Annotated in this window: 26 protein-coding genes; 13 read left to right on the plus strand and 13 right to left on the minus strand. The window is 53.6% G+C overall.

Features of this window, described 5'->3' with window-relative positions:
* Positions 1-16: 16 nt before the first annotated feature.
* The 3 genes from OGX96_RS11665 to OGX96_RS11675 are packed head-to-tail and all read left to right on the plus strand — an operon-like array spanning position 17 to position 2,572.
* Positions 17-1,693, plus strand: a complete 1,677-nt coding sequence (locus OGX96_RS11665; RefSeq protein WP_057068091.1) for a diguanylate cyclase — start codon at positions 17-19, stop codon at positions 1,691-1,693.
* A gap of 11 nt (positions 1,694-1,704) precedes the next feature.
* On the plus strand, positions 1,705-2,229 hold the full coding sequence (locus OGX96_RS11670) for a chemotaxis protein CheW (protein WP_008785646.1): 525 nt from the start codon (positions 1,705-1,707) through the stop codon (positions 2,227-2,229).
* Positions 2,213-2,572, plus strand: a complete 360-nt coding sequence (locus tag OGX96_RS11675; protein WP_003825861.1) for a hypothetical protein — start codon at positions 2,213-2,215, stop codon at positions 2,570-2,572. The genes OGX96_RS11670 and OGX96_RS11675 overlap by 17 nt, the downstream gene beginning before the upstream one ends.
* Positions 2,573-2,631: 59 nt before the next feature.
* On the opposite strand, the gene OGX96_RS11680 is transcribed toward OGX96_RS11675, so the two are convergent.
* The 6 genes from OGX96_RS11680 to OGX96_RS11705 form a co-directional block, all read right to left on the minus strand.
* Positions 2,632-4,254 (minus strand): serine hydrolase, encoded by a 1,623-nt coding sequence (locus tag OGX96_RS11680; RefSeq protein WP_191215466.1) that lies wholly within the window; start codon positions 4,252-4,254, stop codon positions 2,632-2,634.
* Positions 4,255-4,348: 94 nt separating this feature from the next.
* Positions 4,349-5,071, minus strand: a complete 723-nt coding sequence (locus OGX96_RS11685) for a cysteine hydrolase family protein (protein ID WP_111465136.1) — start codon at positions 5,069-5,071, stop codon at positions 4,349-4,351.
* A gap of 163 nt (positions 5,072-5,234) precedes the next feature.
* A complete protein-coding gene (gene sitD / locus OGX96_RS11690) occupies positions 5,235-6,086 on the minus strand; it encodes an iron/manganese ABC transporter permease subunit SitD (RefSeq protein ID WP_032944764.1) in 852 nt (283 codons plus the stop codon).
* On the minus strand, positions 6,083-6,940 hold the full coding sequence (gene sitC / locus OGX96_RS11695; RefSeq protein ID WP_008785642.1) for an iron/manganese ABC transporter permease subunit SitC: 858 nt from the start codon (positions 6,938-6,940) through the stop codon (positions 6,083-6,085). The genes sitD and sitC overlap by 4 nt, the downstream gene beginning before the upstream one ends.
* Positions 6,941-6,942: 2 nt before the next feature.
* Positions 6,943-7,758 (minus strand): iron/manganese ABC transporter ATP-binding protein SitB, encoded by an 816-nt coding sequence (gene sitB, locus OGX96_RS11700; RefSeq protein ID WP_003825870.1) that lies wholly within the window; start codon positions 7,756-7,758, stop codon positions 6,943-6,945.
* Positions 7,755-8,672 (minus strand): metal ABC transporter substrate-binding protein, encoded by a 918-nt coding sequence (locus tag OGX96_RS11705; RefSeq protein ID WP_008785641.1) that lies wholly within the window; start codon positions 8,670-8,672, stop codon positions 7,755-7,757. The genes sitB and OGX96_RS11705 overlap by 4 nt, the downstream gene beginning before the upstream one ends.
* A 187-nt stretch (positions 8,673-8,859) precedes the next feature.
* Between OGX96_RS11705 and OGX96_RS11710 the strand changes: the two genes are divergently transcribed.
* Positions 8,860-9,204: a nitrous oxide-stimulated promoter family protein gene (locus OGX96_RS11710; protein WP_048236638.1), complete on the plus strand. Its 345-nt coding sequence runs from the start codon at positions 8,860-8,862 to the stop codon at positions 9,202-9,204.
* 122 nt (positions 9,205-9,326) lie between these two features.
* Here the strand turns inward: OGX96_RS11710 and OGX96_RS11715 are convergent, their stop codons facing one another.
* The 7 genes from OGX96_RS11715 to hypA all read right to left on the minus strand — a co-directional run bounded on the left by OGX96_RS11715 (position 9,327) and on the right by hypA (position 15,838).
* On the minus strand, positions 9,327-9,755 hold the full coding sequence (locus tag OGX96_RS11715; RefSeq protein ID WP_003825890.1) for a TOBE domain-containing protein: 429 nt from the start codon (positions 9,753-9,755) through the stop codon (positions 9,327-9,329).
* Between the two features lie 44 nt (positions 9,756-9,799).
* A complete protein-coding gene (gene flhA / locus OGX96_RS11720) occupies positions 9,800-11,878 on the minus strand; it encodes a formate hydrogenlyase transcriptional activator FlhA (protein ID WP_032944751.1) in 2,079 nt (692 codons plus the stop codon).
* Between the two features lie 220 nt (positions 11,879-12,098).
* On the minus strand, positions 12,099-13,109 hold the full coding sequence (gene hypE, locus OGX96_RS11725) for a hydrogenase maturation carbamoyl dehydratase HypE (protein WP_032944749.1): 1,011 nt from the start codon (positions 13,107-13,109) through the stop codon (positions 12,099-12,101).
* Entirely contained in the window at positions 13,106-14,227 is a 1,122-nt protein-coding gene (hypD, locus tag OGX96_RS11730; protein WP_003825899.1) for a hydrogenase formation protein HypD, read from the minus strand. Before hypD ends, hypE begins: the two co-directional genes overlap by 4 nt.
* Entirely contained in the window at positions 14,228-14,500 is a 273-nt protein-coding gene (gene hypC, locus OGX96_RS11735; RefSeq protein WP_003037411.1) for a hydrogenase 3 maturation protein HypC, read from the minus strand. It abuts the gene before it with no gap.
* The gene (gene hypB, locus OGX96_RS11740) at positions 14,491-15,363 is read right to left on the minus strand and encodes a hydrogenase nickel incorporation protein HypB (RefSeq protein WP_003037409.1); all 873 of its coding nucleotides are present in this window, start codon (positions 15,361-15,363) and stop codon (positions 14,491-14,493) included. Before hypB ends, hypC begins: the two co-directional genes overlap by 10 nt.
* A gap of 103 nt (positions 15,364-15,466) precedes the next feature.
* On the minus strand, positions 15,467-15,838 hold the full coding sequence (hypA, locus tag OGX96_RS11745; protein ID WP_008785634.1) for a hydrogenase maturation nickel metallochaperone HypA: 372 nt from the start codon (positions 15,836-15,838) through the stop codon (positions 15,467-15,469).
* A 198-nt stretch (positions 15,839-16,036) separates the two neighbouring features.
* On the opposite strand from hypA, the gene hycA reads away from it, so the two are divergent.
* The 9 genes from hycA to hycI all read left to right on the plus strand — a co-directional run bounded on the left by hycA (position 16,037) and on the right by hycI (position 23,915).
* Positions 16,037-16,495, plus strand: a complete 459-nt coding sequence (gene hycA / locus OGX96_RS11750; RefSeq protein WP_008785633.1) for a formate hydrogenlyase regulator HycA — start codon at positions 16,037-16,039, stop codon at positions 16,493-16,495.
* 143 nt (positions 16,496-16,638) lie between these two features.
* Positions 16,639-17,250 carry a formate hydrogenlyase subunit HycB gene (gene hycB / locus OGX96_RS11755; RefSeq protein WP_003825909.1) on the plus strand — a complete coding sequence of 204 codons (612 nt, stop codon included), beginning with the start codon at positions 16,639-16,641 and terminating at the stop codon, positions 17,248-17,250.
* On the plus strand, positions 17,247-19,073 hold the full coding sequence (gene hycC / locus OGX96_RS11760) for a formate hydrogenlyase subunit 3 (protein WP_003825912.1): 1,827 nt from the start codon (positions 17,247-17,249) through the stop codon (positions 19,071-19,073). Before hycB ends, hycC begins: the two co-directional genes overlap by 4 nt.
* A 2-nt stretch (positions 19,074-19,075) precedes the next feature.
* A complete protein-coding gene (locus OGX96_RS11765) occupies positions 19,076-19,999 on the plus strand; it encodes a respiratory chain complex I subunit 1 family protein (RefSeq protein WP_003825914.1) in 924 nt (307 codons plus the stop codon).
* Positions 20,000-20,016: 17 nt separating this feature from the next.
* Positions 20,017-21,726 carry a formate hydrogenlyase subunit HycE gene (gene hycE / locus OGX96_RS11770; RefSeq protein WP_286583116.1) on the plus strand — a complete coding sequence of 570 codons (1,710 nt, stop codon included), beginning with the start codon at positions 20,017-20,019 and terminating at the stop codon, positions 21,724-21,726.
* A 9-nt stretch (positions 21,727-21,735) separates the two neighbouring features.
* On the plus strand, positions 21,736-22,278 hold the full coding sequence (locus OGX96_RS11775) for a formate hydrogenlyase complex iron-sulfur subunit (RefSeq protein WP_032944742.1): 543 nt from the start codon (positions 21,736-21,738) through the stop codon (positions 22,276-22,278).
* Complete coding sequence (hycG, locus tag OGX96_RS11780) at positions 22,278-23,045, plus strand: formate hydrogenlyase subunit HycG (protein WP_003037388.1); 768 nt, start codon at positions 22,278-22,280, stop codon at positions 23,043-23,045. Before OGX96_RS11775 ends, hycG begins: the two co-directional genes overlap by 1 nt.
* The gene (locus OGX96_RS11785) at positions 23,042-23,452 is read left to right on the plus strand and encodes a formate hydrogenlyase maturation HycH family protein (RefSeq protein ID WP_003037385.1); all 411 of its coding nucleotides are present in this window, start codon (positions 23,042-23,044) and stop codon (positions 23,450-23,452) included. The genes hycG and OGX96_RS11785 overlap by 4 nt, the downstream gene beginning before the upstream one ends.
* On the plus strand, positions 23,445-23,915 hold the full coding sequence (gene hycI, locus OGX96_RS11790) for a hydrogenase maturation peptidase HycI (RefSeq protein WP_003037382.1): 471 nt from the start codon (positions 23,445-23,447) through the stop codon (positions 23,913-23,915). Before OGX96_RS11785 ends, hycI begins: the two co-directional genes overlap by 8 nt.
* Positions 23,916-23,949 lie beyond the last annotated feature (34 nt).

Raw genomic sequence — 23,949 nt, forward strand, 5'->3', positions numbered from 1 at the left:
TAAGCCTACGTGTTTGATGAAACAAGAAAATAAGCATATAGCGATGGCGGCAGCGCAGGAAAAAATAGCGCGTTTGCGGCAGGGGTTTCTACGCCGAATTCCCGACATGCTGGCACAAGCGGAAAGATTACTCGTTCAACTGGTCGCAGAGCCTAGCGAAGCCTGTCGCAAACAGCTACATATCCTGCTGCACAGTATTCACGGTTCGGCAGGGTCCTTTGGCTTTAGCCCGCTGGCGAATGCCTCAGCAGAAGGTGAGCGTTTACTAACAGAACCGGAAACAGAGCAAAGCACATTGCATTACGATGAGCTGCGGCGAATCATCAGGTGGTTGTACACCCTGACTCAGGAGCAGCTCAATCTTGAACATCGTATCAGCGATACGGAGTTCACATTACCGATCGCCGCACAGCGCCCGGAAGAGGGATATGTTCGGCGGGCCAGTAAGCCTATCTACCTGTGTGATGATGATATTGACCAGGTCGAGCTTCTCGCGACCCAACTGCGCTGTTTTGGTTTTACCTGCCATGTGTTCGCGAACACGCAGGATTTCACTCAGGCCGTATTGTCGCAACCGCCTGCCGTGGTGATTATGGATGTTAGCTTTCCGGACAACGCCTACGGTGGACCGCTGGCAATGTCGGATTTGAAACAAAAAGTGGGCAAACCTTTCCCTGTGCTGTTTCTCTCGTGTCATAGCGATTTCAATGCCCGCGTCAACGCCATCAAATCCGGCTGCGATGGCTACTACGTAAAACCTGCCTCTATCACCGATTTAGTCCAGGAACTTCATCGCCTGACTCAACCGTCGCTGAAAAAGCCTTACCAGGTATTGTTGATCGATGACGAACCGGCGGTGGCGGAATACAACGCGGAGATGCTGCGCTTGGCGGGCATGGAAGTGCATGTGCTGGAAAAACCTCACTATCTACTGCATGTACTGAATGCGCAGCCGATCGATCTGGTGTTGATGGATTATCACATGCCGGAGTTCAGCGGTGAGGAACTGACAAAACTGATTCGCCAAATACCGCAGCATATTGGCCTGCCTATCGCCTATCTCTCCAGCGAGACCAATAAGCATGCGCAGTTGGGAGCAATGAGCATTGGCGCGGAGGATTTTATCCTCAAACAGAGCGACCCTGAGGAGCTGATCCGCGCCGTATCGATTCGCGCGGAAAGAATGCGCGTCCTGCGTGCACGCATGTCGCAGGACAGTCTGAGCGGGTTATATAACCACTCAACGACCACCCATTTTCTCAAAAGCGCGATTGCCGAGTCGAACTACAGTGGCAACCCGTTTTGTATGGTGATGGTGGACCTGGATCGCTTCAAAAGCGTTAACGATACCTACGGTCATGCGGTCGGTGACCAGGTAATTGTCGGTATTTCTCAGTTGTTCTCCCATCGCTTACGCAGCACCGATATCGTTGGCCGTTACGGTGGTGAAGAGTTTGTCATCATTATGCCCAACACCAGCAGTGACAAGGCCGCGCGCGTGGTCGAACGATTGCGCAGGGATTACGAGCAGGTCACGTTTTCCGTTAACGACGCTAGTTTTCACAGTACCTTCAGCGCGGGTATTGCCCAGTGGCAGTTTGGCGATCGGATTGAAACGCTACGCGAACGCGCCGATCAGGCGCTGTATGCCGCGAAACAAAATGGCCGTAACACTTTCTGCATTGCCGAGTAAAAGGAGTCAATATGAGCCAACAGCTGGAGCAGATTCTTGCGCTGAACCATGGTGAAAAACCGGAGTGTGAAAACGTTGATGAACCCCAGCGCACGCTGGTGTTATTTCAACTGGCGGGTAAAAATTTTGCCTTCTATGGGGCGCAAATTAAAGAGATCCTTGCAGAGCGCCCGATCTCCTGGGTTCCCTGCTGCGCGCCAATGCTTGAAGGGGTCATCAACTATCGTGGACGGGTGGAATCGGTGATGAGACTGGACAGCCTGATCGATAAACCTACCGTTAATTCGGCAGGTAAGCGCACTATTTTGATTGGATGCGCCGAGAAAATGCAAAGTGGGATCCTGATAGATAAACTGATTGATGTGTTGGAAGTCGCCGAAAGCCAGATTCATTTGCCAGGAGATTCGTTGCCCCCGGCGTTACAAAGCATCGCTGTGGGGGTGGTTAACGTGATAGAAACCTGGTACACGCTGCTCGATCTGAATCTGGTCTTTGAGCGTTATCAGGAGACCAGCGGTTATGACGGCACCCACTAATCTGGCGGCGGTACGTATTACTTTGGGAGCGCTAACGTTGTATATACCGGCAAACCAGGTTGGTGTGTGTTCGTTAGTGACTCAGGTTGTGCCTGAAATCCCCCGATTTAGCCAGTGGCTGGGGATTGCTGATGAGCCGCAGGAGGGATGGCATTTGCATTTACGCGTCCCGGACAGTGGCGTTGAAACCGGCTGGTACCTATGGGGACAACTTGAGAATGTGATGCTCTCCGGCGACATTATTTTTGCCGTACCTCCGCTTCTGGCGCGTAACTGTCATCTGCCTGCGCTTCGTGCCCTGGTGGGACGTGAGGCGTTTAGCCCGCTATTAAGCTGGCGCTGACACGCTGCGGGAGCTTTAACGGTCCCGCAGCATGAGAAGGCTGGGAGTGCTAAATCCCGTTACTGGATATAAGCATCAACAGCCCGACTGACCAGCTTAGTCATAAAGTTGTCAATCTTATCAATGGTCTGCTTGTCCTGAAGATCGTAGGTTTTTGCTACGTCATCCAGGTTTTCATAACCGACCCAAACTCGCCCGATCTTATCCTGCCATACGGAGACACGTAACGGCAGATCCAGCGCGACACCCTGTTTATCCTGCATCAGTTTTGTGCCGACTTTAGGGTTACCAAATACCAGGACTTTAGTTGGCCTGAGGTTCATTCCCGCGCCCTCGGCATTTTTCTCGTGATCAATTTCGGTGAATACCGGAACGCCTTCGCTTTTCAGAATGGCTTTCAGTCGGGAGACCGTCTCATCGACTGAGAATTTACTTTCCTGGTTTTTGATCTTCTCTGAATTTAACCCAGAACCCAGCCCGATTTTATAGGCTTCAGCGATATCACGAGCCACCTGAGTCATGTCTACGCCTTCTTTGTTGGTCAGCATTGTCACGCAAACCAGTTCATCACCGGCGGTAAAGCGGCTCAGATAGGCACTAAAGCCACCTGTGGTTCCTTTGATTTCCAGAAAACCAGGATGGCGGGTAAATTCCCAGCCGGCCATGGCAGGCACGACTTTGCCATTTTTCAGTTTTGCCGGGCTATAGATAATGTCACGTAGCTTTTTGTCTTTAACCAGCGTGCTGCCGGCAAGACCGATATCCCACTTACTGATGTCTTCCGCTGACGACCACAGACCACCGTAGGCGAACAGATTATCAGTGGCGATCGCGCTGACAGGCGCCAGTTTGTCACCCGCTGCGACGTAACCTGTTGCAGGCTCAACAGGGTTGATCCAGTCAATTTCTGACTTAAATTTCGAATGCTGATTATGTTGCTTATCAGGCGTCGGGCGATCAAGGAATGCTTTCGTTGGCATGTCTTTTGCGAACATGGTGCTTTGCAGACCTAACGGCGCAATTTGGTATTTGTTGACGAAGTCTACGTAACTCATTCCGCTGACTTTCTCGATAGCCATACCTAACAGGATAAAGTCAGTTGCGCTGGAGTTGATGTCCGTGCCATTTTTAAATTCGAGCGGTTTATCTTTAACAAGATCAACCAGCTGCGCAGGTGTATATTTTTGCTCTTGTTTATAGCCGAAAGATCTGAAATCAGGGATCCCGGATGAGTGCTGCATTAATTCCAGAATCGTAATGTTATGCCAGCTTTCCGGCAGGCCAGGCAAATAAACACTCACAGGAGTATTAAGATCCAATTTACCTTGCTCTACCAGTTGCATTACTGCGACTGCAGTAAAAGCTTGCGTGATAGGGCCAATTCCCCACATGGTTTTGGTGGAAGCAAGCTCATCATTGGCAGCCGTTGCCAGACCGTATCCCGCTGAGCGCGGAATATAAGGCGCCTGAACAATCGCCATGGATAAACCCGGCAGATTATTTTTCGCCATTACCTCGGCAATGATCTGATCGATATATTTGCCGTTGACCTTTAATTGTGGATCACCACGGTTAACTAAGTAAGTTGTCTCATTTGTACTGGCAGCGGCCAATACCTGAGTAGCTGAAACAGACATGGAAAGTAAAATACATGCCGAAATAACCTTTAACTTAAGATTCATGGAAAAGCTCCGCGCTTAATGAAATTTATTTTGATGGCTAATGGATGAGCGATGTTGTACATACAATTACCCTCGGTAACCGTACTCATAGCTATTACTTAGCTGCTGCCTTTACCTTTTCAACCGTGGTGTCGGTGTCCCATAAATCATTGGCAATGATGCGGTAGTTGGTTAGAGCAGCGAGATAACCGTCACCTTCTGGAATGCGCGGACCCGCTGTCGCATCTTTAACGACGACAACTTCAAAACCTTGCTCAATCAATTCACGCATATGGGATTCAATACACAGATTGGCAGCCATACCGGCGAGAATGACCTGTGAGACACCGCGTTTTCTTAATTGCAGTACCAGGTCGTTGGTTTCTGGTCCGAAAATCTTATGCGGTGAGGCAATGACCGTTTCGCCATCATAAATATATGGCTTAAACTGCGGTAAAAAGTCTGCGCCGGAATTTTCAAAATTCTCCATCGTCAGTGGACCTTTACGATTGAACATTCCAGTGCCGTGCATAAATGTTTCTCCCGGAGCGGTAGATTGCCATTTATGGTCGTGCGGAAAGTAATAATGTGGAGAAATAAAAACAGGCATTTGTGCTTCTTTTGCCATTTTGAACAACGTCTCGAGATTTTCTACAGTATTATTTTCAATAATGCTGTCTTTAAAAACCTCCCAGCCAATACCCTGAGGACTTAAAAAATCGATCTGTGGATCGACTACCACCAACGCAGCTTCCTTATTATTAAGTGTTATACCTTTGCGTGGTAAGCCATAGGCCTCTGGTTCAGAATAGATTTCTGACATTCTCATCTTGCTCATAAAATTTACCTGTATTTTTATCTAATGTGATAGTGACTATCTGATTATTAAATAGCGCTGGTAAATATGGCATGGTTTCAGAACGGGGCATTTGTTCAGGACGCTGGGAATATTGTCATTACGTATTCTAATAACGATAGTGGGCATATCACTGCCCACTCCGTTAGAGGTCGTATTGCTGGCGTCGCCGTTCTAAACGACGGTCGCGCAGGGTGGAATAAATAAAGGTCATCACAAACAGTAGTGAAAATAGTACGACGATGGTGGGGGCCGGTGCACTGTCGATGAAAAAAGACAGGTACACGCCCATAAACGAGGTAACGACCGACATAATCACCGCCAGCCACAAGGCGTGGGAAAATTTCCGCGTCATTAAAATCGCAATGGCGCCAGGCGCAATCAGTAAGGAGATCGACAAAATAATCCCTACTGATTTTAGCGTGGCGACAATCGTCAGGGCGATCATGCACAGCAGGCCGTAATGTAGCAGTGCAGTGTTAAGCCCACTGGCCTTTGCCTGATGCGGGTCGAACGCATGCAGCAGCAGATCTTTCCACTTAAGCCCAATAATAAGTGCTATCCCAAGCGTAATAACCGCGGTTTGTATGATGTCGCTGAACGATACGCCCAGCATATCGCCGAACAGAATATGATCGAGATGGACCTCTGACTGGATAGAGACGTACAGCACCAGCCCTGCGCCAAACATGCCGGAAAAGACGATTCCCATCAGGGTATCGCGTTTGATGCGGCTGTTATCGTCGAGATAACCCGTCGCCACCGCACAGAACAGCCCGGCGATAAATGCGCCAATTGCCAGTGGGATGCCCGCAATCCACGCCAGTACAATTCCCGGGAAAACCGCGTGGCTCATTGCATCGCCCATCAGCGCCCAGCCTTTGAGTACTAAAAATACAGACAGCAGCGCGCAGGGCACGGCGACAATGGTGGAGATGACCAGCGCATTGACCATAAAACCAAACTGAAAGGGTTCCAGCAGCGTTGTTAAGATCATACTGACTCCTTGTTCACCAGACGGGCGCGGCGGCGATTCGCCAGCAGACCGTGTTTTGGCGCGAAGACAAATGCCAGCAGGAACAGCAGCGTTTGCAGAACGACAATAATTCCGCCGGTTGCACCGTCCAGCCAGTAGCTCAGCCAGGCGCCGAAAAAGCTGGTCAGGCTGCCAATAGCTACGGCGATAGTGAGCAGGCGTGGAAAACGATCGGTCAGCAGCCAGGCCGTTGCACCGGGCGTAACCACCAGGCAAATCACCAGAAATGCGCCGACGGTTTGCAGCGCGGCGACCGTGGAAACGGAGAGCAGCGTAAAAAATAACAGCTTCAACCGGCCCGGATTCAGACCGATAGAGCGCGCGTGGTTTTCATCAAAAAAAACCACCATCAGATCTTTCCACTTCAAAAACAGGATGGTTAGCGAAATAACCCCGATGATGGCCAGTTGCAGAATATCTTCTGGCGCAATCGCCAGCACGTTGCCGAGAATAATGGTCTGAATATTCACCGACATCGGATTGAGCGACACCATAAACAGCCCGATACCGAAAAAAGACGAAAAAATCAGTCCGATAATCGCATCTTCCTTCAGGCGCGAACGTTGATTAAGAAACAGCATACTGCCCGCCGCCAGTCCGCCGGAAAGGAATGCGCCAAGCGCGAAGGGAAGCCCTAACATATAAGCGCCTGCCACGCCCGGCACGATAGAGTGCGACAGCGCATCGCCAATCAGCGACCAGCCTTTGAGCATCAGATAGCAGGAGAGAAACGCACACAGGCCACCGACCATCGCCGAGACCCACATGGCGTTGAGCATGTACTGGTAGCCAAACGGCTCCGTTAGCCAGTTCATGGTTATTCCCCCTCGTTTGCCGTGCGTCGCGAAATAAACGGGCGTTCATCATCGGTAATTACGTGCTGTTCACCGCCGCTCAGCGCAACGTGACGCAGTACACCGCTGAATGCCAGTTCGAGATTCTCGGGGGTAAAGGTGGTTTCGGTGGGTCCACTTGCCAGCACCGTGCCCTTAATCATCACCGTGTAATCACAAAACTCGGTGACGGATCCCAAATTATGGGTAGAGACCAGCATGGTTCGACCCTCATCACGCAGTTCACGCAGCAGGTCGATGATCCGGGCCTCGGTTTTTACATCCACGCCGGTAAAGGGTTCATCCAGTAAAATAACCTGTCCGTCCTGTGCGATGGCCCTTGCCAGAAAAACACGCTTTTTCTGCCCTCCGGACAGTTCACCTATCTGACGATGGCGATAATCCAGCATATCAACCCGCGCCAGCGCCGCATCTACGCAGGCGTGGTCAATTTGTTTTGGTCGACGCAGCCAGCCCATATGGCCAAAGCGTCCCATCATCACCACATCTTCCACCAGTACCGGAAACGACCAGTCCACCTCTTCTGACTGGGGGACATAGGCGATCAGATTCTGTTTGAGCGCCTTATTTACCGGCTGTTGCAGAATTGAGATTTCCCCCTGCGCCAGGCGGACAAAACCCATCAGCGCTTTAAAAAGCGTTGATTTTCCCGAACCGTTTACGCCGACCAGCGCGGCAATTGAGCCGCCCGGAACCTGAAAAGTGGCGTCCCGCAATGCGGTATGACCGTTGCGATACGTCACCGTAACCTGATTTACGGTAATCGCAGAGTGACTCATGGTTGGCTCTCCAGACCCTTGTTGATGCCGTTAACAATGGTTTGCGTGGTGACGCGCAGTAAATCCAGATAGGTCGGTACCGGACCGTCGGCTGCACTGAGCGAATCGACATACAGCACGCCGCCGTAATGTGCGCCAGACTCACGGGCAACCTGACGCGCTGGTTTGTCGGACACGGTGCTTTCGCTAAATACCGTCGGGATATGATGCTCTCTGATGGCATCGATAACCTTGCGTACCTGCTTGGGCGTACCCTGCTGATCGGCATTGATCGGCCACAGATACAGCTCCTTGAGATTGTTATCACGAGCTAAATAAGAGAATGCGCCTTCGCTGGTGACCAGCCAGCGTTTATCAGCAGGGAGCTTTGCCAGTTCTGTATGCAGTGGCGCCAGGGTCTGCTGGATTTTCGCTTTATAATTCTGCGCATTATTCTGGTAGGTTGCGGCATTGTCCGGATCATATTTGATCAGCGCATCACGAATGTTATCCACGTAGATCAGCGCGTTCTCTGCTGACATCCAGGCATGCGGGTTTGGTTTACCGTTGTACGGCCCTTCGCTGATGCCCATTGGCTGCACGCCGTTTGAGACCATCACTTCTGGTACGCCGGACAAATTTTGGTAGAAGCGGGAAAACCATAGTTCGAGGTTTAGACCGTTGGAGAGAATAAGCTGTGCGCCTTGCGCCCGTTTAATATCGCCTGGGGTTGGTTGATATTCGTGAATTTCAGCACCCGGTTTGGTGATAGAACTAACGTCCGCCGCGTCACCTGCTACATTGCTTGCCATATCGGCAATCACCGTAAAGGTGGTCACCACTTTGAATTTTTCTTTCGCCCAGGCGGGTGACAGCGTCAGCGCTGTTAACACGCTGGCAAGGAGAAATGACTTCAGATGGGGCAGATGCGGCATAGTATCCCTCGCAACAAAGTGGTTAATTTATCATCGAATATAGCCTTTGCTATGTTATATAGCACATGGCATAAACAAATGAAAATAATTCTTATTTGCGTAGGGTGCTAAGGATGTATCACCTTCAGGTAATAGTTCTGTGCTTAGTTAAGGTGTATTATTTATGCAACTTAATTGTGGAGGCATCATGTCCGGCAAACGCATTGCACGTGAAAAAATGACGATCCAGAGAATGATTTCGCTCTACGAGAGCCAGTGCCCGCAGGCTTCAGGCGAGCCGGGGCATTACGATGCGTTATTTGCCTATGCGCAAAAGCGCCTCGACAAGTGCGTATTTGGTGAGGAAAAACCGGCCTGTAAACAGTGTCCTGTGCACTGTTATCAACCTGCTAAACGCGAAGAGATGAAGCAAATTATGCGTTGGGCTGGGCCGAGAATGCTCTGGCGTCACCCGATTCTGACCGTACGTCACCTGATTGATGACAAACGTCCAGTGCCGGAGTTACCCGAGAAGTACCAGCGGAAAAAATAAGGTCGCTGTGCGCCGGATGGCGGCTGCGCCTTATCTGGCCTAAGAGAATAAGTGCATCTGTCGCGTAGGCCCGATGCGCATTGCGCCATCGGGCAACTTAGCCATGTGGTGATGAATGGCGACTACGCTTTGGTGGCAATCAGAATAGCTGAGGCTTTGATCAGCGCAACAACACGGCTTCCCTGACTCAGTTTCATCTCTTGCTGACTTTCGTTGGTGACGACGGCAACAATCTCGAAGCCTGCGTCAGTTTTGATATGTACCGTGGCGTTGACTGCGCCTTCTGTGACCTGGGAAACACTGCCAGCAAACTGGTTGCGGGCAGAGAACTTCAGACCACAGTCTTCAGTTGCCAGCGTCACCCATGGCGCTTTAATCAGGGCAATTGCTTCTTTCCCTTTCGCCAGACCCAGCGCCTGCTGGCTGCTATGGGTTACAATCGCGACCAGTTTTGCGCCGCCAGCCAGCGTCAGTTCAACTTCATCATTCACTGCGCCCGTAGCGACTGCGCTCACCGTACCGGTTAATTGATTACGTGCTGATACCGCCATACTGCCTCCTTTCGTTGAGATATCACCCAGTATAGCCACACTGGCTAAACCAGTGCATCCTTATCAATGCCTAATCGCTTCATGCGTGAGAGTAACGTTGTACGTTTCAGCCCCAGCCTTTGTGCCGCGCCTTTGGGACCGGCAACCACCCCGTTGGTTTCTTTCAGTACGCGCATAATCAACTGGTATTCATCTTCACCGTCCTGCGCGACTTCGGTTGCCACCGGAGGCGTGGACGGCGTCAAAGGGGCAATATCCGGAAGGGACAGTTGCAGCACGTTGCCCCGGGTAAGCAGAACCGCACGTTCTACCACGTTTTCCAGCTCACGCACGTTACCCGGCCATTCCATACAGCTCAGCGTGCGCAGAGCCTCGGCGGGAATACTGTCGATATTGCGTCCCATCCGACGAGCAATTTTGAAGGTGAAGGCTTTTACCAGCAGCGGAATATCTTCCGGGCGCTCACGCAGCGGCGGCAGATGGATCGGGAAGACGTTCAGCCGGTAGTACAGATCGTTACGAAATTCGCGATCGGCAACCATCTTCTTCAGATCGCGGTTGGTAGCGGCGATCAAGCGCACGTCGGTCTGGATCAGCTTATTACTGCCCAGACGTTCAAATTCCTGCTCTTGCAGAACCCGCAGTAGCTTAGGCTGAAGCTCCAGCGGCATATCGCCAACTTCATCGAGGAACAGCGAACTTTTATCTGCCAGCTCGAAACGACCAATCCGCTGCGTGCTGGCACCGGTAAACGCGCCACGCTCATGACCAAACAGATCGCTTTCCAGTAATCCGGCAGGCATTGCCGCGCAGTTCATCTTCACCATCCGACGGGCGTTACGTCCGCTCAGGTTGTGAATGGCTCGTGCGATCAGCTCTTTACCCGTTCCGGTCTCACCCAGAATCAAGACGGTGCTGTCGCTTTGCGCCACCATTTCGACCTGCTTGAGTACGCTGTACATCGCTTCGCTGCGACCAATGATTTCGCCGAACTCACTCTCTACGTTGTTGAGTTGTTCAGTCAACGCCAGGTTTTCATCGACCAGACGTTCCTTCAGGCGGTGGATCTCCTGATAGGCGAGGGCGTTATCCACGGCAATTGCCACACGCTCGGCAATCTGGCGCAATAGCTTGAGGTTGGCGGTAGTGAAAACTTTCTCTTCGCACTGTGCCAGCTTGAGTACGCCGAGCATAGTATTGCCGGACATCAGCGGTAGCAGACACAGGGTTTGTAGCTGGTTGCCCCAGGTTTCGAACAGCATCCGTTCGTAAGGGGCAAGGATGTCACGTTCGCTCAGGTTGATCAGCAGCATCTCTTTGCTTTTGAAGACCCGTTCAGAGAGCGTTCCCGCTTCGTCCACTTCACTTTGTTCGTGTGCCGGATGATGTTCATCCAGATAGTGAGTGGAATAGATACTGAGTTTATTTTTGCGATCGCTGCGTAACACGATGCTGATGGCATCGATATCGAAGTAGTGGTGGATCTCTTTGGCGACTTCGCTGACCAGCTCATCAATATCCAGTCGGGAGAGCACGGCATTGGTGATGGCGACCAGGATGCGAAAGTTGTCACGCTCACGACACAGCAGATCGTAATCGACGTTGTTGCTGACTCTGCTTTGAATTTGTTCAGCAACGACGCCGACTATCTGAGTGAAGGTCTGTAGACGGTTATATTCTTTTTCACTCCACGGACGGTCTTCGTTACGGATGAATTCGCAACCGCCAAAGATGCGCCCATCTGCCGCCAGTGGCAGCAGGCAGTAGTGGCCAAATTCAGAATACAGTCCACCTGAAGCCAATTGTGGCCATGTTTCCGTAAACTCATGATAGTTGCAGTGCAACGCATCAGGGCGAGACAAAATACGGCGTACCGGACCATGTGCCAGCACCGTTTCGTCTTCATAATCGATGGGTTTACCATTTTCACGCGTTGCAAAATAACGCGCACGTTGCGTTTGTGCCTGCCATAAGACAATAGCCGCGCAGTCGGCCAGCGCTGAACGCTTGACCAGCTGCGAAAGCGCCTCGCTAAGAGACGGGAGATCGGGCTGCTGTAATAATGTACGAGTAATATCGAACAGGCCTTGCTGTCCGAGGTCACTCATCGGTGTATACGACATATTGCTTTTCCAGGGAAAGCACCGCAGAACGGTGCGAAAACGGTAAATGAATTATAGGTATAAGTCGTAAATTATTGCCGGATGGCCTGCCACTGAACTGGCCAGGATATACAATCCGTTGGCCCGCTCAGCAAAGCGGTATCAGGCATAATGCAGCATTAACGCCGGATAGTGACGCTAATGCGTCTTATCCGGCCTACAGCATGCTGCCAACCGGCTGCTAGCATATACGAGGTAATGGTTCGGCGTGTGGTAAATCGAGGGTTCGTTTCACGCCGTAGAGTCCGGCAAGACGAACACCTTTGCGTTCGACCACTTCACCAATCATTGCGGCATCGCACCCTAACGGATGCGCGCGCAGCGCGGCAAGTACGGTTTCAGCGGCCTGGCGTTCAACGGCAATCACCAGTTTGCCTTCGTTAGCAAAGTTGAGCGCATCCAGACCCAGCAGCTCGCAAACGCCACGCACCGCGGGCTTCACGGGCAGAGCAGCTTCCGACAGCTCAATACCAAATCCGCATGCAGCGGCAAATTCATGCGTGACCGCATTCACGCCGCCACGGGTGGCGTCACGAAGCGCCTTCACGCCAGGAATATCACGCAGCGTCTGGATAAGAGGTGTTAACACCGCGCAGTCGCTGACCAGTTCGCCATCCAGACCCAATTGCTCGCGTAGGTTAAGGATAGTTGCCCCGTGATCGCCAAGAGAGCCACTGACCAGCAGCACATCACCCACGCTGAGAGTCTGTGCGCCCCAGTGAATGTTGGCGGGAATTGCCCCCATTCCGGCAGTGTTAATGAACAGCTTGTCTGCTGCACCACGCTGCACGACTTTGGTATCGCCAGTCACGATGGCGATGCCTGCTTCGCGCGCGGTTGCTGCCATGCTGTTAACAACGGTTTTCAGTGTCTCCATCGGCAGACCCTCTTCGAGGATAAAACCGCAGGAGAGGTAGCGTGGAATAGCCCCGCTGACCGCCACGTCGTTAGCCGTACCACAGATGGCCAGCTTGCCGATATTGCCGCCGGGGAAGAACAACGGATCGATAACGTAGCTGTCAGTTGAAAACGCCAGACGATCGCCTTCTGCCACCAGTTGCGCCAGTTCCAGACGCGCCTGATCTTCTTGTTCCGCCAGCCACGGATTCGCGAAAGCCTCCATAAACAGACTGTTGATCAACTGCTGCATAGCCTGACCGCCGCTACCGTGGGCGAGTTGTACGCTGCTCATGCTTCACACTCCTGCTGACGATACTGATACCAGGCGGCACATGCGCCTTCTGAGGAGACCATCAGGGCGCCAAACGCGGTCTCCGGGTTACACGTTTTGCCAAATAACGGGCACTGATGTGGTTTACATCTGCCCGTCAGCACTTCCCCACAACGCGCGCGCGGATCGTCATACACCTGCTGCGGCGCTGGCTGGAAATGTGCTTCGGCATCAAAGCGCTGATAGTCCGGCGTCAGGTGAACGCCAGAGGATTCGATAACGCCCAGACCGCGCCATTCGCTGTCACCATTGACGCAGAACACCTCGGCAATGGCCTGTTGCGCTAACGCGTTACCGGCATCCGGTACCACGCGGCGGTACTGGTTTTCTACCTGGCTTTGGGCTGCAATTTTCTGCTCAATTAACATCACTACGCCTTGCAGGAGATCGAGCGGTTCAAAACCGGCGACCACCAGCGGGCGATGGAAATCTGAAGCAATGAAGTTGTAGGCGTCGGTGCCAATTACCATGCTGACGTGGCCCGGTGCTAAAAAGGCGTCGATACCGTTGTCCGGCTGTTCCAGAAGGCTGCGCAGCGTAGGGATAAGCGTGATGTGCTGGCAGAAAAAGTAAAAGTTCTGCACGTCACGCTGCTTTGCCTGTTGCAGGGTGATAGCGGTCGTTGGCATTGTGGTTTCAAAACCCAGGCCAAAGAACACCACTTTACGCGTTGGGTTTTCCTGCGCCAGCTTCAGTGCATCCATCGGTGAATAGACAATACGGATATCCGCACCGCGCGCCTTGGCTTGCAGCAGGGAGCCTTGCTTACCCGGGACGCGCATAGCGTCGCCAAAGGTGCAGAAAATCACTTCTGGATGGCTGGCAATTTCTACACAGCTGTCGATTCTGCCCATCGGCAGAACGCAAACCGGGCAACCCGGACCATGAATAAACTCCACGTTTTCCGGTAGCAACTGGTCGAGCCCGAATTTGAAGATAGCGTGGGTATGACCACCACAAACTTCCATGATCCGCAGCGGGCGTTCAGCCGTGTAGGAGAGGTGGGCGGCACGTTCGCACAGGTGCTCTATCAACTGCATCACCTGTTCTGGTGCGCGGTATTCGTCAACAAAACGCATTTATTTTTCCTCGCCGTACAGCAACGCGCCGACATCCGGCTCAACGTCAAACATGTTTTGCAGCGCGTCGAGCGTATCGCGCGCTTCAGCTTCATTAATGATGCTCATGGCAAAACCGACGTGGACCAGTACCCACTGGCCGAGACGCGGTTGGCCATGTTCATCACAGCTACCGACCAGCGTCAGGTCGACGTCGCGCTGAATACCGCAGACGTCGACTTTGGCCTGGTTGCCATCAATGGTGCGGATTTGACCCGGAACACCTATGCACATCGCTGTGTCTCCAGCCAGGAGAGCCATTGATCCATCCCTTCACCACTGGTGGCGGAAATTAGGATAATCTCAATCCCCGGGTTCACTTCCCGGGCGCTGGCGATGCATTTTTCAACGTCAAAATTGAGGTACGGCAGTAGATCCACTTTGTTGAGCAGCATCAGCGATGCGGCGGCAAACATATGCGGGTATTTCAGCGGTTTGTCTTCACCTTCGGTTACTGAAAGCACGGCCACTTTATGGCGCTCTCCGAGGTCGAAGCTGGCCGGGCAGACCAGGTTGCCGACGTTTTCAATGAACAGAATACCGTTATCGTCAAGCGGCAAACGCGGCGCGGCGTCAGCAATCATTTGTGCGTCAAGGTGGCAACCTTTACCGGTGTTGACCTGAATGGCGGGTGTGCCTGTGGCGCGAATACGGGCGGCATCGTTCACCGTCTGCTGGTCACCTTCAATAACGGCGCACGGCACGCTATCTTTCAGCTTCATCAGCGTTTCGGTCAGCAGGGTAGTTTTACCAGAGCCCGGGCTTGAAACAAGGTTCAGCACCAGATGCTGACGGGCCGCAAAGCGGGCACGGTTGCGCTCGGCGAGGCGGTTGTTTTTGTCCAGTACGTCAATTTCCACTTCCAGCATACGGCGTTGGCTCATACCTGGTGCGTGGGTTCCGGCCTCACCGTGACCGTAGTGCAAATCGCCTTCTTCAGTTTGGCTCGGTGTGAAATTTGAGGTCTTCACACCGGTAATATTCAGCGCCGGACGAGCCGCCGGGGCAAATGGCGCGCTGCGAAACGCCGAGTGGGGATTATGCTCATCACCCTCTATATATAGGTTGCCTTCAGCGCAACCACATGTCGTACACATCGCTCACTCCTGATCTTTTTACTTGCGATACATCTGTTGCCGGATGGCTGCGTTGCCTTATCCGGCCTACAAACGAGCTGTTTCTGTAGGCTGGATAAGACGCTTAAGCGTCGCCATCCGGCGCTGGAGTTTCATCTATTTCAATACGTCGAATCTGTAAGCCGTCATCGGCCACAATTCTCAGCATATCGCTGTTGCATTGCGGACATCGGCGCACGCGTTGCGTCAGTAACGTGACGTATTGCTGACAAGATTCGCACCAACATTCGGCTTCTTGTTCTTCGAGGTGGAGTTTACAACCTTCTGCAAGGGTCCCGCGGCATACCAGATCAAAACAAAAGGAGAGAGCGCTGGTTTCTACGCAAGAAAATGCGCCAATTTTGAGCCAGACCCCAGTTACTCGCTTAGCACCGTGTTGCGTGGCCTGTTGTTCAATCAATTCCAGTGCCCGTTGGCAGAGGGTTATTTCGTGCATACCGCCTCCTGTGAAGTTGCCGTATTAAAAGCAATAAGCATGCCAGGTTGATTTTTTTCATTCGTGACAATGACGACGATGACGAAATGACATGTCGTCACCCGCCTTTGATTTTTTATCTATATGAAAATTAAGTGATTTAATTTTGGCATGAAATGTGCTTAAGGCTGTTCATCTCTGCTAAACGGGTAACCTGACATGACTATTTGGGAAATAAGCGAAAAAGCCGATTACATCGCTGAACGGCATCGTCGCCTACAGGACCAGTGGCGTATTTACTGCAACTCGCTGGTTCAGGGGATCACCCTGTCAAAAGCGCGTTTGCATCATGCGATGAGCTGCGCACCGGACAAGGATCTCTGCTTCGTCCTTTTTGAACACTTCACTATCTACGTCACGCTGGCGGACGGCTTTAACAGCCATACCATCGAATACTACGTCGAAACGAAAGACGGTGATGATAAGCAGCTGATTGCACAGGCAGAATTGACTATCGACGGTAAGGTCGATGAGCGTATTAGCAACCGCGATCGCGAGCAGGTGCTGGAGCACTATCTCGAAAAAATCGCCACCGTCTACGACAGCCTGTACACCGCGGTTGAGAACAATATGCCGGTGAATTTAAGCCAGCTGGTTGAGGGACACAGCCCGGCTTAAGCCTCGGGTGCTGCCCACTTTGTCATGGTGCGGTCTACATACTGCGTCACGACGTTTTAGGGAATGGGCATGTCGAAAAATGTCGAAATGACATTTGGTAGACATGTTTTCGTCAAAAATGACTATCACCTGAGGAATGCCTGGTGAATCGTTTTGTAATTGCTGACTCCACTCTTTGTATTGGCTGCCACACCTGTGAAGCCGCCTGCTCAGAGACACATCGCCAGCATGGCCTGCAGTCAATGCCGCGCCTGAAAGTGATGTTAAATGAAAAAGAATCCGCGCCGCAGCTTTGCCACCAGTGTGAAGATGCGCCTTGCGCCACCGTGTGTCCGGTTAATGCCATTAACCGCGTTGATGGCGCCGTACAGCTGAACGAAAGCCTGTGCGTAAGCTGCAAACTGTGCGGGATCGCTTGTCCGTTTGGCGCGATAGAGTTTTCCGGTAGCCGTCCGCTACACATTCCGGCAAACGCCAATACGCCAAAAGCGCCTCCGGCTCCGCCAGCGCCTGCTCGCGTGAGTTCGCTGTTGGACTGGGTTCCTGGCGTTCGTGCTATCGCGGTGAAATGCGATCTGTGTAGTTTTGACGAGCAAGGTCCTGCCTGCGTGCGCATGTGTCCGACCAAAGCCCTGCATCTGGTGAGCAACATGGATATCGCCCGCGCCAGCAAACGTAAGCGTGAGCTGACTTTCAATACCGATTTCGGCGATCTCACCTTGTTTCAGCAGGCTCAGAGTGGGGATGCAAAATGAGCGCAATTTCACTGATTAACAGCGGCGTGGCCTGGTTTACGGCTGCGGCGGTTCTGGCATTTCTGTTTTCATTTCATAAATCGCTGAGCGGCTGGATTGCTGGGGTTGGCGGTGCAGTCGGCAGCCTGTGTACGGCAGCCGCGGGTTTTACCGTTCTGACTAATGCGCTGGCAGTGAGCGGCGTGATGCCGTTTATTGGTCACAGTCTGCAAATTACTCCGCTGAATGCTATCTGGCTGATTACACTGGGCCTGTGCGGCCTGTTTGTCAGCCTGTACAACATTGACTGGCATCGTCATCCGCAGGTGAAAGCTAACGGCCTGCTGGTGAATCTGCTGATGGCCGCGGCGGTATGTGCGGTGGTTGCCAGTAACCTCGGTACGCTGGTGGTGATGGCGGAAATCATGGCGCTGTGTGCCGTGTTCCTTACCGGATGCAGTAAAGAAGGCAAACTTTGGTTTGCGCTGGGGCGTATTGGTACGCTGCTGCTGGCGGTCGCCTGCTACCTGGTGTGGCAACGTTACGGCACGCTGGAGCTGCGTCTGCTAGACCTGCGCACCCAGGAACTGCCGCTCGGATCTGACATCTGGCTGCTGGGCGTGGCAGGTTTTGGCCTGCTGGCCGGGATTATTCCGCTCCACGGTTGGGTGCCACAGGCACACGCCAATGCCAGCGCACCGGCTGCTGCGCTGTTCTCTACCGTCGTCATGAAGGTTGGTCTGCTGGGTATTCTCTCCCTGTCGCTGCTGGGCGGTAACGCGCCGCTGTGGTGGGGGATTACGCTGCTGGTGCTGGGCATGATCACCGCGTTTGTTGGTGGTCTGTATGCGCTAATGGAACACAATATCCAGCGCCTGCTGGCGTACCACACGCTGGAAAACATCGGCATTATTCTGCTGGGTCTGGGCGCTGGCGTGACCGGAATTTCCCTGAATCAACCGGCGCTGATCGCGCTGGGTTTGACCGGCGGTCTGTACCACCTGGTAAACCACAGCTTGTTCAAAAGCGTTCTGTTCCTGGGTGCAGGCAGCATCTGGTTCCGTACCGGTCATCGTGATATCGAAAAACTGGGCGGTATCGGTAAACGTATGCCGGTTATCTCGCTGGCGATGCTGGTTGGTCTGATGGCGATGGCCGCACTGCCGCCGCTGAACGGTTTTGCCGGTGAGTGGGTTATCTACCAATCCTTCTTTAAGCTTGGCAACAGCGGCGCGTTTGTCGGTAGCCTGTTAGGACCGTTGCTGGCGGTAGGGCTGGCAATTACCGGCGCGCTGGCGGTGATGTGTATGGCGAAAGTCTATGGCGTTACGTTCCTTGGCGCACCGCGCACGAAGGAAGCTGAAAATGCTTGCTGCGCGCCAATCCTGATGGGAGTGAGCGTCGTCGCGCTGGCTATCTGCTGCGTGATTGGCGGCGTTGCTGCGCCGTGGCTGCTGCCGATGATCTCCTCTGCCGTTCCGCTGCCGTTGGAAACCGCGAACACCACCGTTTCTCAGCCAATGATCACGCTGCTGCTGATCGCGTGTCCGCTGCTGCCGTTCATCATCATGGCCATTTTCAAAGGCAACCGTCTGCCGTCGCGTTCACGCGGTGCGGCATGGGTGTGTGGTTACGATCACGAGCAGTCAATGGTGATTACCGCGCACGGTTTTGCTATGCCGGTGAAAGAAGCCTTTGCCCCGGTACTCAAACTGCGTAAATGGTTGAACCCGGTATCACTGGTTCCGGGCTGGCAGAATGCGGCTGCACCGGTGCTGTTCCGTCGCCTGGCGCTGATTGAGCTGGCGGTGCTGGTGGTGATTGTGGTTTCACGAGGAGCCTGAGAATGAGTGTTTTATATCCGTTAATTCAGGCGCTGGTGCTGTTTGCCGTTGCGCCGCTGCTGTCCGGTGTTACCCGCGTGGCGCGTGCGCGTTTGCACAATCGCCGCGGTCCGGGCGTTTTGCAGGAATACCGCGACATTATCAAACTGCTGGGCCGTCAGAGCATTGCGCCAGCGGATTCCAGCTGGGTTTTCCGCCTGACGCCGTTTGTGATGGTGGGCGTGATGCTGACTATCGCCACTGCGTTGCCGGTCGTGACCGTTGGCTCGCCGCTGCCACAACTGGGCGATCTGATCACCTTAATTTACCTGTTCGCCATCGCCCGTTTCTTCTTCTCTATCGCGGGACTGGATACCGGTAGCCCGTTTACCGCCATTGGCGCCAGCCGTGAAGCGATGCTCGGCGTGCTGGTCGAACCTATCCTGCTGCTGGGGCTGTGGGTAGCGGCACAGGTTGCGGGTTCAACCCATATCAGCAATATCGCCGATACCATTTACCACTGGCCTGCTGCGCGCAGCATCCCGCTGATTCTGGCACTGTGCGCCTGTGCTTTCGCCACCTTTATCGAAATGGGCAAACTGCCGTTCGATCTGGCGGAAGCAGAGCAGGAGCTGCAGGAAGGTCCATTGACTGAATACAGCGGCAGCGGTTTTGCCGTGTTGAAGTGGGGCATTAGCCTCAAACAGCTGGTCGTTCTGCAAATGTTCGTTGGCGTGTTCCTGCCGTGGGGACAGATGGAAACCTTCACCGCCGGTGGACTGCTGCTGGCGCTGGTGATTGCCGTCGTCAAGCTGGTCCTCGGCGTGCTGGTTATCGCCCTGTTCGAAAACAGCATGGCGCGTCTGCGTTTTTGCGCCACTTCACGCGTGACCTGGGCCGGTTTTGGGTTTGCGTTTTTAGCGTTCGTCTCCTTGCTGGTGGCGTGATTTAAGAGAGTTTGAGCATGTCTGAAGAAAAATTAGGTCAACAATATCTCGCTGCGCTGCACCAGGCCTTTCCGGGCGTGGTGCTGGATGAAGCCTGGCAGACCAAAGATCAGCTGACGATCACCGTCAAGGTGAACTACCTGCCGGAAGTGGTGGAGTTCCTGTACTACAAACAGGGCGGCTGGTTATCCGTGCTGTTTGGTAACGACGAACGTCAGCTGTGCGGTCATTACGCCGTTTATTACGTGATGTCGATGGAGCAGGGCACCAAGTGCTGGATAACCGTCCGCGTTGAAGTCGATGCCAATAAACTGGAGTTCCCGTCCGTCACGCCGCGCGTTCCAGCAGCGGTCTGGGGCGAGCGTGAAGTGCGCGACATGTACGGTTTGATCCCGGTTGGTTTACCGGATGAGCGCCGTCTGGTGTTACCGGATGACTGGCCGGACGAACTCTATCCGCTGCGTAAAGACAGCATGGATTATCGTCAGCGCCCGGCGCCGACTACCGATGCTGAAACCTACGAGTTCATCAACGAACTGGGCGACAAGAAAAATAACGTGGTGCCGATTGGCCCGTTGCACGTCACCTCCGATGAACCCGGTCACTTCCGCCTGTTTGTTGACGGTGAGAACATCATCGACGCCGACTACCGTCTGTTCTATGTCCACCGCGGCATGGAGAAACTGGCGGAAACCCGTATGGGTTATAACGAAGTGACGTTCTTGTCGGATCGCGTGTGCGGCATCTGCGGCTTTGCACATAGCACCGCTTATACCACCTCCGTTGAGAATGCGATGGGCATCGTGGTGCCGGAACGTGCGCAGATGATCCGCGCCATTCTGCTGGAAGTTGAGCGTCTGCACTCGCACCTGCTGAACCTCGGCCTGGCCTGCCACTTCACCGGTTTTGACTCCGGCTTTATGCAGTTCTTCCGTGTGCGTGAAACGTCGATGAAGATGGCGGAGATCCTCACCGGGGCGCGTAAAACCTACGGTCTGAACCTGATCGGCGGTATCCGTCGTGACCTGCTGAAAGACGATATGATCCAGACCCGTCAACTGGCGCAGCAGATGCGTCGTGAGGTGCAGGAACTGGTCGATATGCTGCTCAGCACGCCGAACATGGAACAGCGTACCGTGGGTATTGGTCGTTTGGATCCAGAAATTGCCCGTGACTTCAGTAACGTCGGCCCGATGGTTCGCGCCAGCGGTCACGCGCGTGACACCCGCGCCGATCACCCGTTTGTAGGCTATGGCCTGCTGCCGATGGAAGTGCACAGCGAGCAGGGTTGCGATGTTATTTCTCGTCTTAAAGTCCGTATCAATGAAGTCTATACCGCACTGAACATGATCGACTTTGGTCTGGACAACCTGCCGGGCGGCCCGCTGGCGGTGGAAGGCTTTACCTATATTCCTCACCGCTTCGCGCTGGGCTTTGCCGAAGCGCCGCGCGGGGATGACATCCACTGGAGCATGACCGGCGATAACCAGAAACTGTATCGCTGGCGCTGCCGTGCGGCGACTTACGCCAACTGGCCGACGCTGCGCTACATGCTGCGTGGCAATACCGTTTCCGATGCCCCGCTGATTATCGGTAGCCTCGATCCTTGCTACTCCTGTACTGACCGTATGACCGTGGTCGATGTGCGTAAGAAGAAGAGCAAAGTCGTGCCGTACAAAGAACTTGAGCGCTACAGCATCGAGCGTAAAAACTCGCCGCTGAAATAAGGAATCGCCATGTTTACCTTTATCAAAAAAGTCATCAAAACCGGGGCACCGACGTCGTCGTATCCGCTCGAGCCGATTGCGGTCGATAAAAACTTCCGTGGCAAACCGGAACATAATCCGCAGCAGTGCATCGGCTGTGCGGCCTGTGTGAACGCGTGCCCGTCGAACGCGCTGACGGTAGAAACCGATCTGGTCACCAATGAGCTGGCGTGGCAGTTCAACCTTGGGCGCTGCATTTTCTGCGCCCGCTGCGAAGAAGTCTGCCCGACAGCGGCAATCAAGCTGTCGCAGGAGTATGAGCTGGCGGTGTGGAAGAAAGATGATTTCCTGCAGCAGTCTCGTTTTGCGCTGTGCAATTGCCGCGTATGTAACCGTCCGTTTGCGGTGCAAAAAGAGATTGATTACGCCATTGCGCTGCTTAAGCACAACGGTGATACCCGCGCGGAAAACCACCGTGAAAGCTTTGAGACCTGCCCGGACTGTAAGCGCCAGAAATGCCTGGTGCCGTCTGACCGTATTGAACTGACTCGCCATATGAAAGAGGCTAGCTGATGAGCAATTTATTAGGCCCACGTGACGCCAACGGTATTCCGGTACCGATGACGGTGGATGAATCCATTGCCAGCATGAAAGCATCGCTGCTGAAAAGCATCAAGCGTTCAGCGTATGTTTACCGCGTGGACTGCGGCGGCTGCAACGGTTGCGAAATCGAAATCTTTGCTACGCTTTCTCCGCTGTTTGATGCCGAACGTTTTGGCATCAAAGTCGTACCGTCACCGCGCCATGCGGATATTCTGCTGTTTACCGGCGCGGTAACCCGTGCCATGCGCTCTCCGGCGCTGCGTGCCTGGCAGTCTGCGCCAGATCCGAAAATTTGTATCTCTTACGGTGCCTGCGGTAACAGCGGCGGTATCTTCCACGACTTATACTGCGTATGGGGCGGCACGGACAAAATCGTACCGGTGGACGTGTATATTCCAGGTTGTCCGCCGACGCCTGCGGCAACGCTGTATGGTTTTGCCATGGCGCTGGGTCTGCTGGAGCAAAAAATTCACGCGCGTGCGCCGGGTGAACTGGACGAACAGCCGGCGGAAATTCTGCATCCGGACATGGTTCAGCCGCTGCGCGTGAAGGTGGATCGCGAGGCTCGCCGTCTGGCGGGATACCGCTATGGTCGCCAGATTGCTGATGACTATATGACGCAGTTAGGGCAGGGCGAGCATCAGGTGGCGCGCTGGCTGGAAGCGGAAAACGATCCGCGTCTGACCGAGATCGTCACGCATCTTAATCATGTTGTCGAAGAGGCGCGTATCCGATGAGTGAAACGGTGGTGTTCAGTCAACTGAGCCGTAAGTTTATTGATGAGAACGATGCGACGCCTGCTGAGGCGCAGCAGGTTGTCTATTACAGCCTGGCGATTGGTCACCACCTTGGGATCATCGATTGCCTGGAAGCGGCGTTAACTTGTCCATGGGACGAATATCTGGCATGGATTGCTACCCTTGCTGAGGGAAGCGAAGCCCGCCGGAAAATGGAAGGCGTGCCGAAATACGGCGAGATCGTTATCGATTTCAACCATGTACAAATGCTGGCGCGCGCGTTCGATGATGCGCGTGCCGTGCAGACCCCGCAGCAGCAGGAGTGGAGCAAGCTGATGCTTAGCATGCTGCACGACATACACCAGGAAAGCGCCATCTATCTGATGGTGAGGAGACACCGTGACTGACGTTTTATTATGTGTGGGTAACAGCATGATGGGCGATGACGGCGCGGGCCCGCTGCTGGCTGAAATGTGTGCTGCAAATCCTCAAGGCAACTGGGTTGTCATCGACGGCGGTAGCGCGCCGGAGAACGATATTGTCGCCATCCGTGAACTGCGTCCGCAACGTTTGTTGATTGTTGATGCCACCGATATGGGGCTGAACCCCGGTGAAATCCGCATTATCGATCCTGATGACATTGCCGAGATGTTCATGATGACCACCCACAACATGCCGCTGAACTACCTGGTAGATCAACTGAAAGACGATGTTGGTGAGGTGATTTTCCTCGGCATTCAACCGGACATCGTCGGTTTTTACTACCCGATGACACAGCCGATCAAAGATGCGGTTGATACCGTCTATCAGCGATTAGCCGGTTGGGAAGGACACGGTGGATTCTCCGAGCTGGAAGCACCAGAAGAGTAAACTGTATCAGTGCCGGATGTGAACCACATCCGGC

The sequence above is a fragment of the Citrobacter sp. Cpo100 genome (genome assembly GCF_030332595.1).
In the GTDB taxonomy this organism is placed as follows: domain Bacteria; phylum Pseudomonadota; class Gammaproteobacteria; order Enterobacterales; family Enterobacteriaceae; genus Citrobacter; species Citrobacter portucalensis.

Excerpts from the sequence above, each read along its gene's own strand:
- hypA (WP_008785634.1), bottom strand. The coding sequence starts at position 15,838 with ATGCACGAAATAACCCTCTGCCAACGGGCACTGGAATTGATTGAACAA.
- sitC (WP_008785642.1), bottom strand. The coding sequence starts at position 6,940 with ATGAACTGGCTAACGGAGCCGTTTGGCTACCAGTACATGCTCAACGCC.
- flhA (WP_032944751.1), bottom strand. The coding sequence starts at position 11,878 with ATGTCGTATACACCGATGAGTGACCTCGGACAGCAAGGCCTGTTCGAT.
- OGX96_RS11670 (WP_008785646.1), top strand. The coding sequence starts at position 1,705 with ATGAGCCAACAGCTGGAGCAGATTCTTGCGCTGAACCATGGTGAAAAA.
- OGX96_RS11785 (WP_003037385.1), top strand. The coding sequence starts at position 23,042 with ATGAGTGAAACGGTGGTGTTCAGTCAACTGAGCCGTAAGTTTATTGAT.
- hycE (WP_286583116.1), top strand. The coding sequence starts at position 20,017 with ATGTCTGAAGAAAAATTAGGTCAACAATATCTCGCTGCGCTGCACCAG.
- hypB (WP_003037409.1), bottom strand. The coding sequence starts at position 15,363 with ATGTGTACGACATGTGGTTGCGCTGAAGGCAACCTATATATAGAGGGT.
- hycC (WP_003825912.1), top strand. The coding sequence starts at position 17,247 with ATGAGCGCAATTTCACTGATTAACAGCGGCGTGGCCTGGTTTACGGCT.
- OGX96_RS11715 (WP_003825890.1), bottom strand. The coding sequence starts at position 9,755 with ATGGCGGTATCAGCACGTAATCAATTAACCGGTACGGTGAGCGCAGTC.
- OGX96_RS11665 (WP_057068091.1), top strand. The coding sequence starts at position 17 with ATGAAACAAGAAAATAAGCATATAGCGATGGCGGCAGCGCAGGAAAAA.
- hycG (WP_003037388.1), top strand. The coding sequence starts at position 22,278 with ATGAGCAATTTATTAGGCCCACGTGACGCCAACGGTATTCCGGTACCG.
- OGX96_RS11775 (WP_032944742.1), top strand. The coding sequence starts at position 21,736 with ATGTTTACCTTTATCAAAAAAGTCATCAAAACCGGGGCACCGACGTCG.
- OGX96_RS11680 (WP_191215466.1), bottom strand. The coding sequence starts at position 4,254 with ATGAATCTTAAGTTAAAGGTTATTTCGGCATGTATTTTACTTTCCATG.
- OGX96_RS11675 (WP_003825861.1), top strand. The coding sequence starts at position 2,213 with ATGACGGCACCCACTAATCTGGCGGCGGTACGTATTACTTTGGGAGCG.
- OGX96_RS11685 (WP_111465136.1), bottom strand. The coding sequence starts at position 5,071 with ATGAGCAAGATGAGAATGTCAGAAATCTATTCTGAACCAGAGGCCTAT.
- hypD (WP_003825899.1), bottom strand. The coding sequence starts at position 14,227 with ATGCGTTTTGTTGACGAATACCGCGCACCAGAACAGGTGATGCAGTTG.
- OGX96_RS11765 (WP_003825914.1), top strand. The coding sequence starts at position 19,076 with ATGAGTGTTTTATATCCGTTAATTCAGGCGCTGGTGCTGTTTGCCGTT.
- sitB (WP_003825870.1), bottom strand. The coding sequence starts at position 7,758 with ATGAGTCACTCTGCGATTACCGTAAATCAGGTTACGGTGACGTATCGC.
- hypC (WP_003037411.1), bottom strand. The coding sequence starts at position 14,500 with ATGTGCATAGGTGTTCCGGGTCAAATCCGCACCATTGATGGCAACCAG.
- OGX96_RS11705 (WP_008785641.1), bottom strand. The coding sequence starts at position 8,672 with ATGCCGCATCTGCCCCATCTGAAGTCATTTCTCCTTGCCAGCGTGTTA.
- hycA (WP_008785633.1), top strand. The coding sequence starts at position 16,037 with ATGACTATTTGGGAAATAAGCGAAAAAGCCGATTACATCGCTGAACGG.
- OGX96_RS11710 (WP_048236638.1), top strand. The coding sequence starts at position 8,860 with ATGTCCGGCAAACGCATTGCACGTGAAAAAATGACGATCCAGAGAATG.
- sitD (WP_032944764.1), bottom strand. The coding sequence starts at position 6,086 with ATGATCTTAACAACGCTGCTGGAACCCTTTCAGTTTGGTTTTATGGTC.
- hypE (WP_032944749.1), bottom strand. The coding sequence starts at position 13,109 with ATGAGCAGCGTACAACTCGCCCACGGTAGCGGCGGTCAGGCTATGCAG.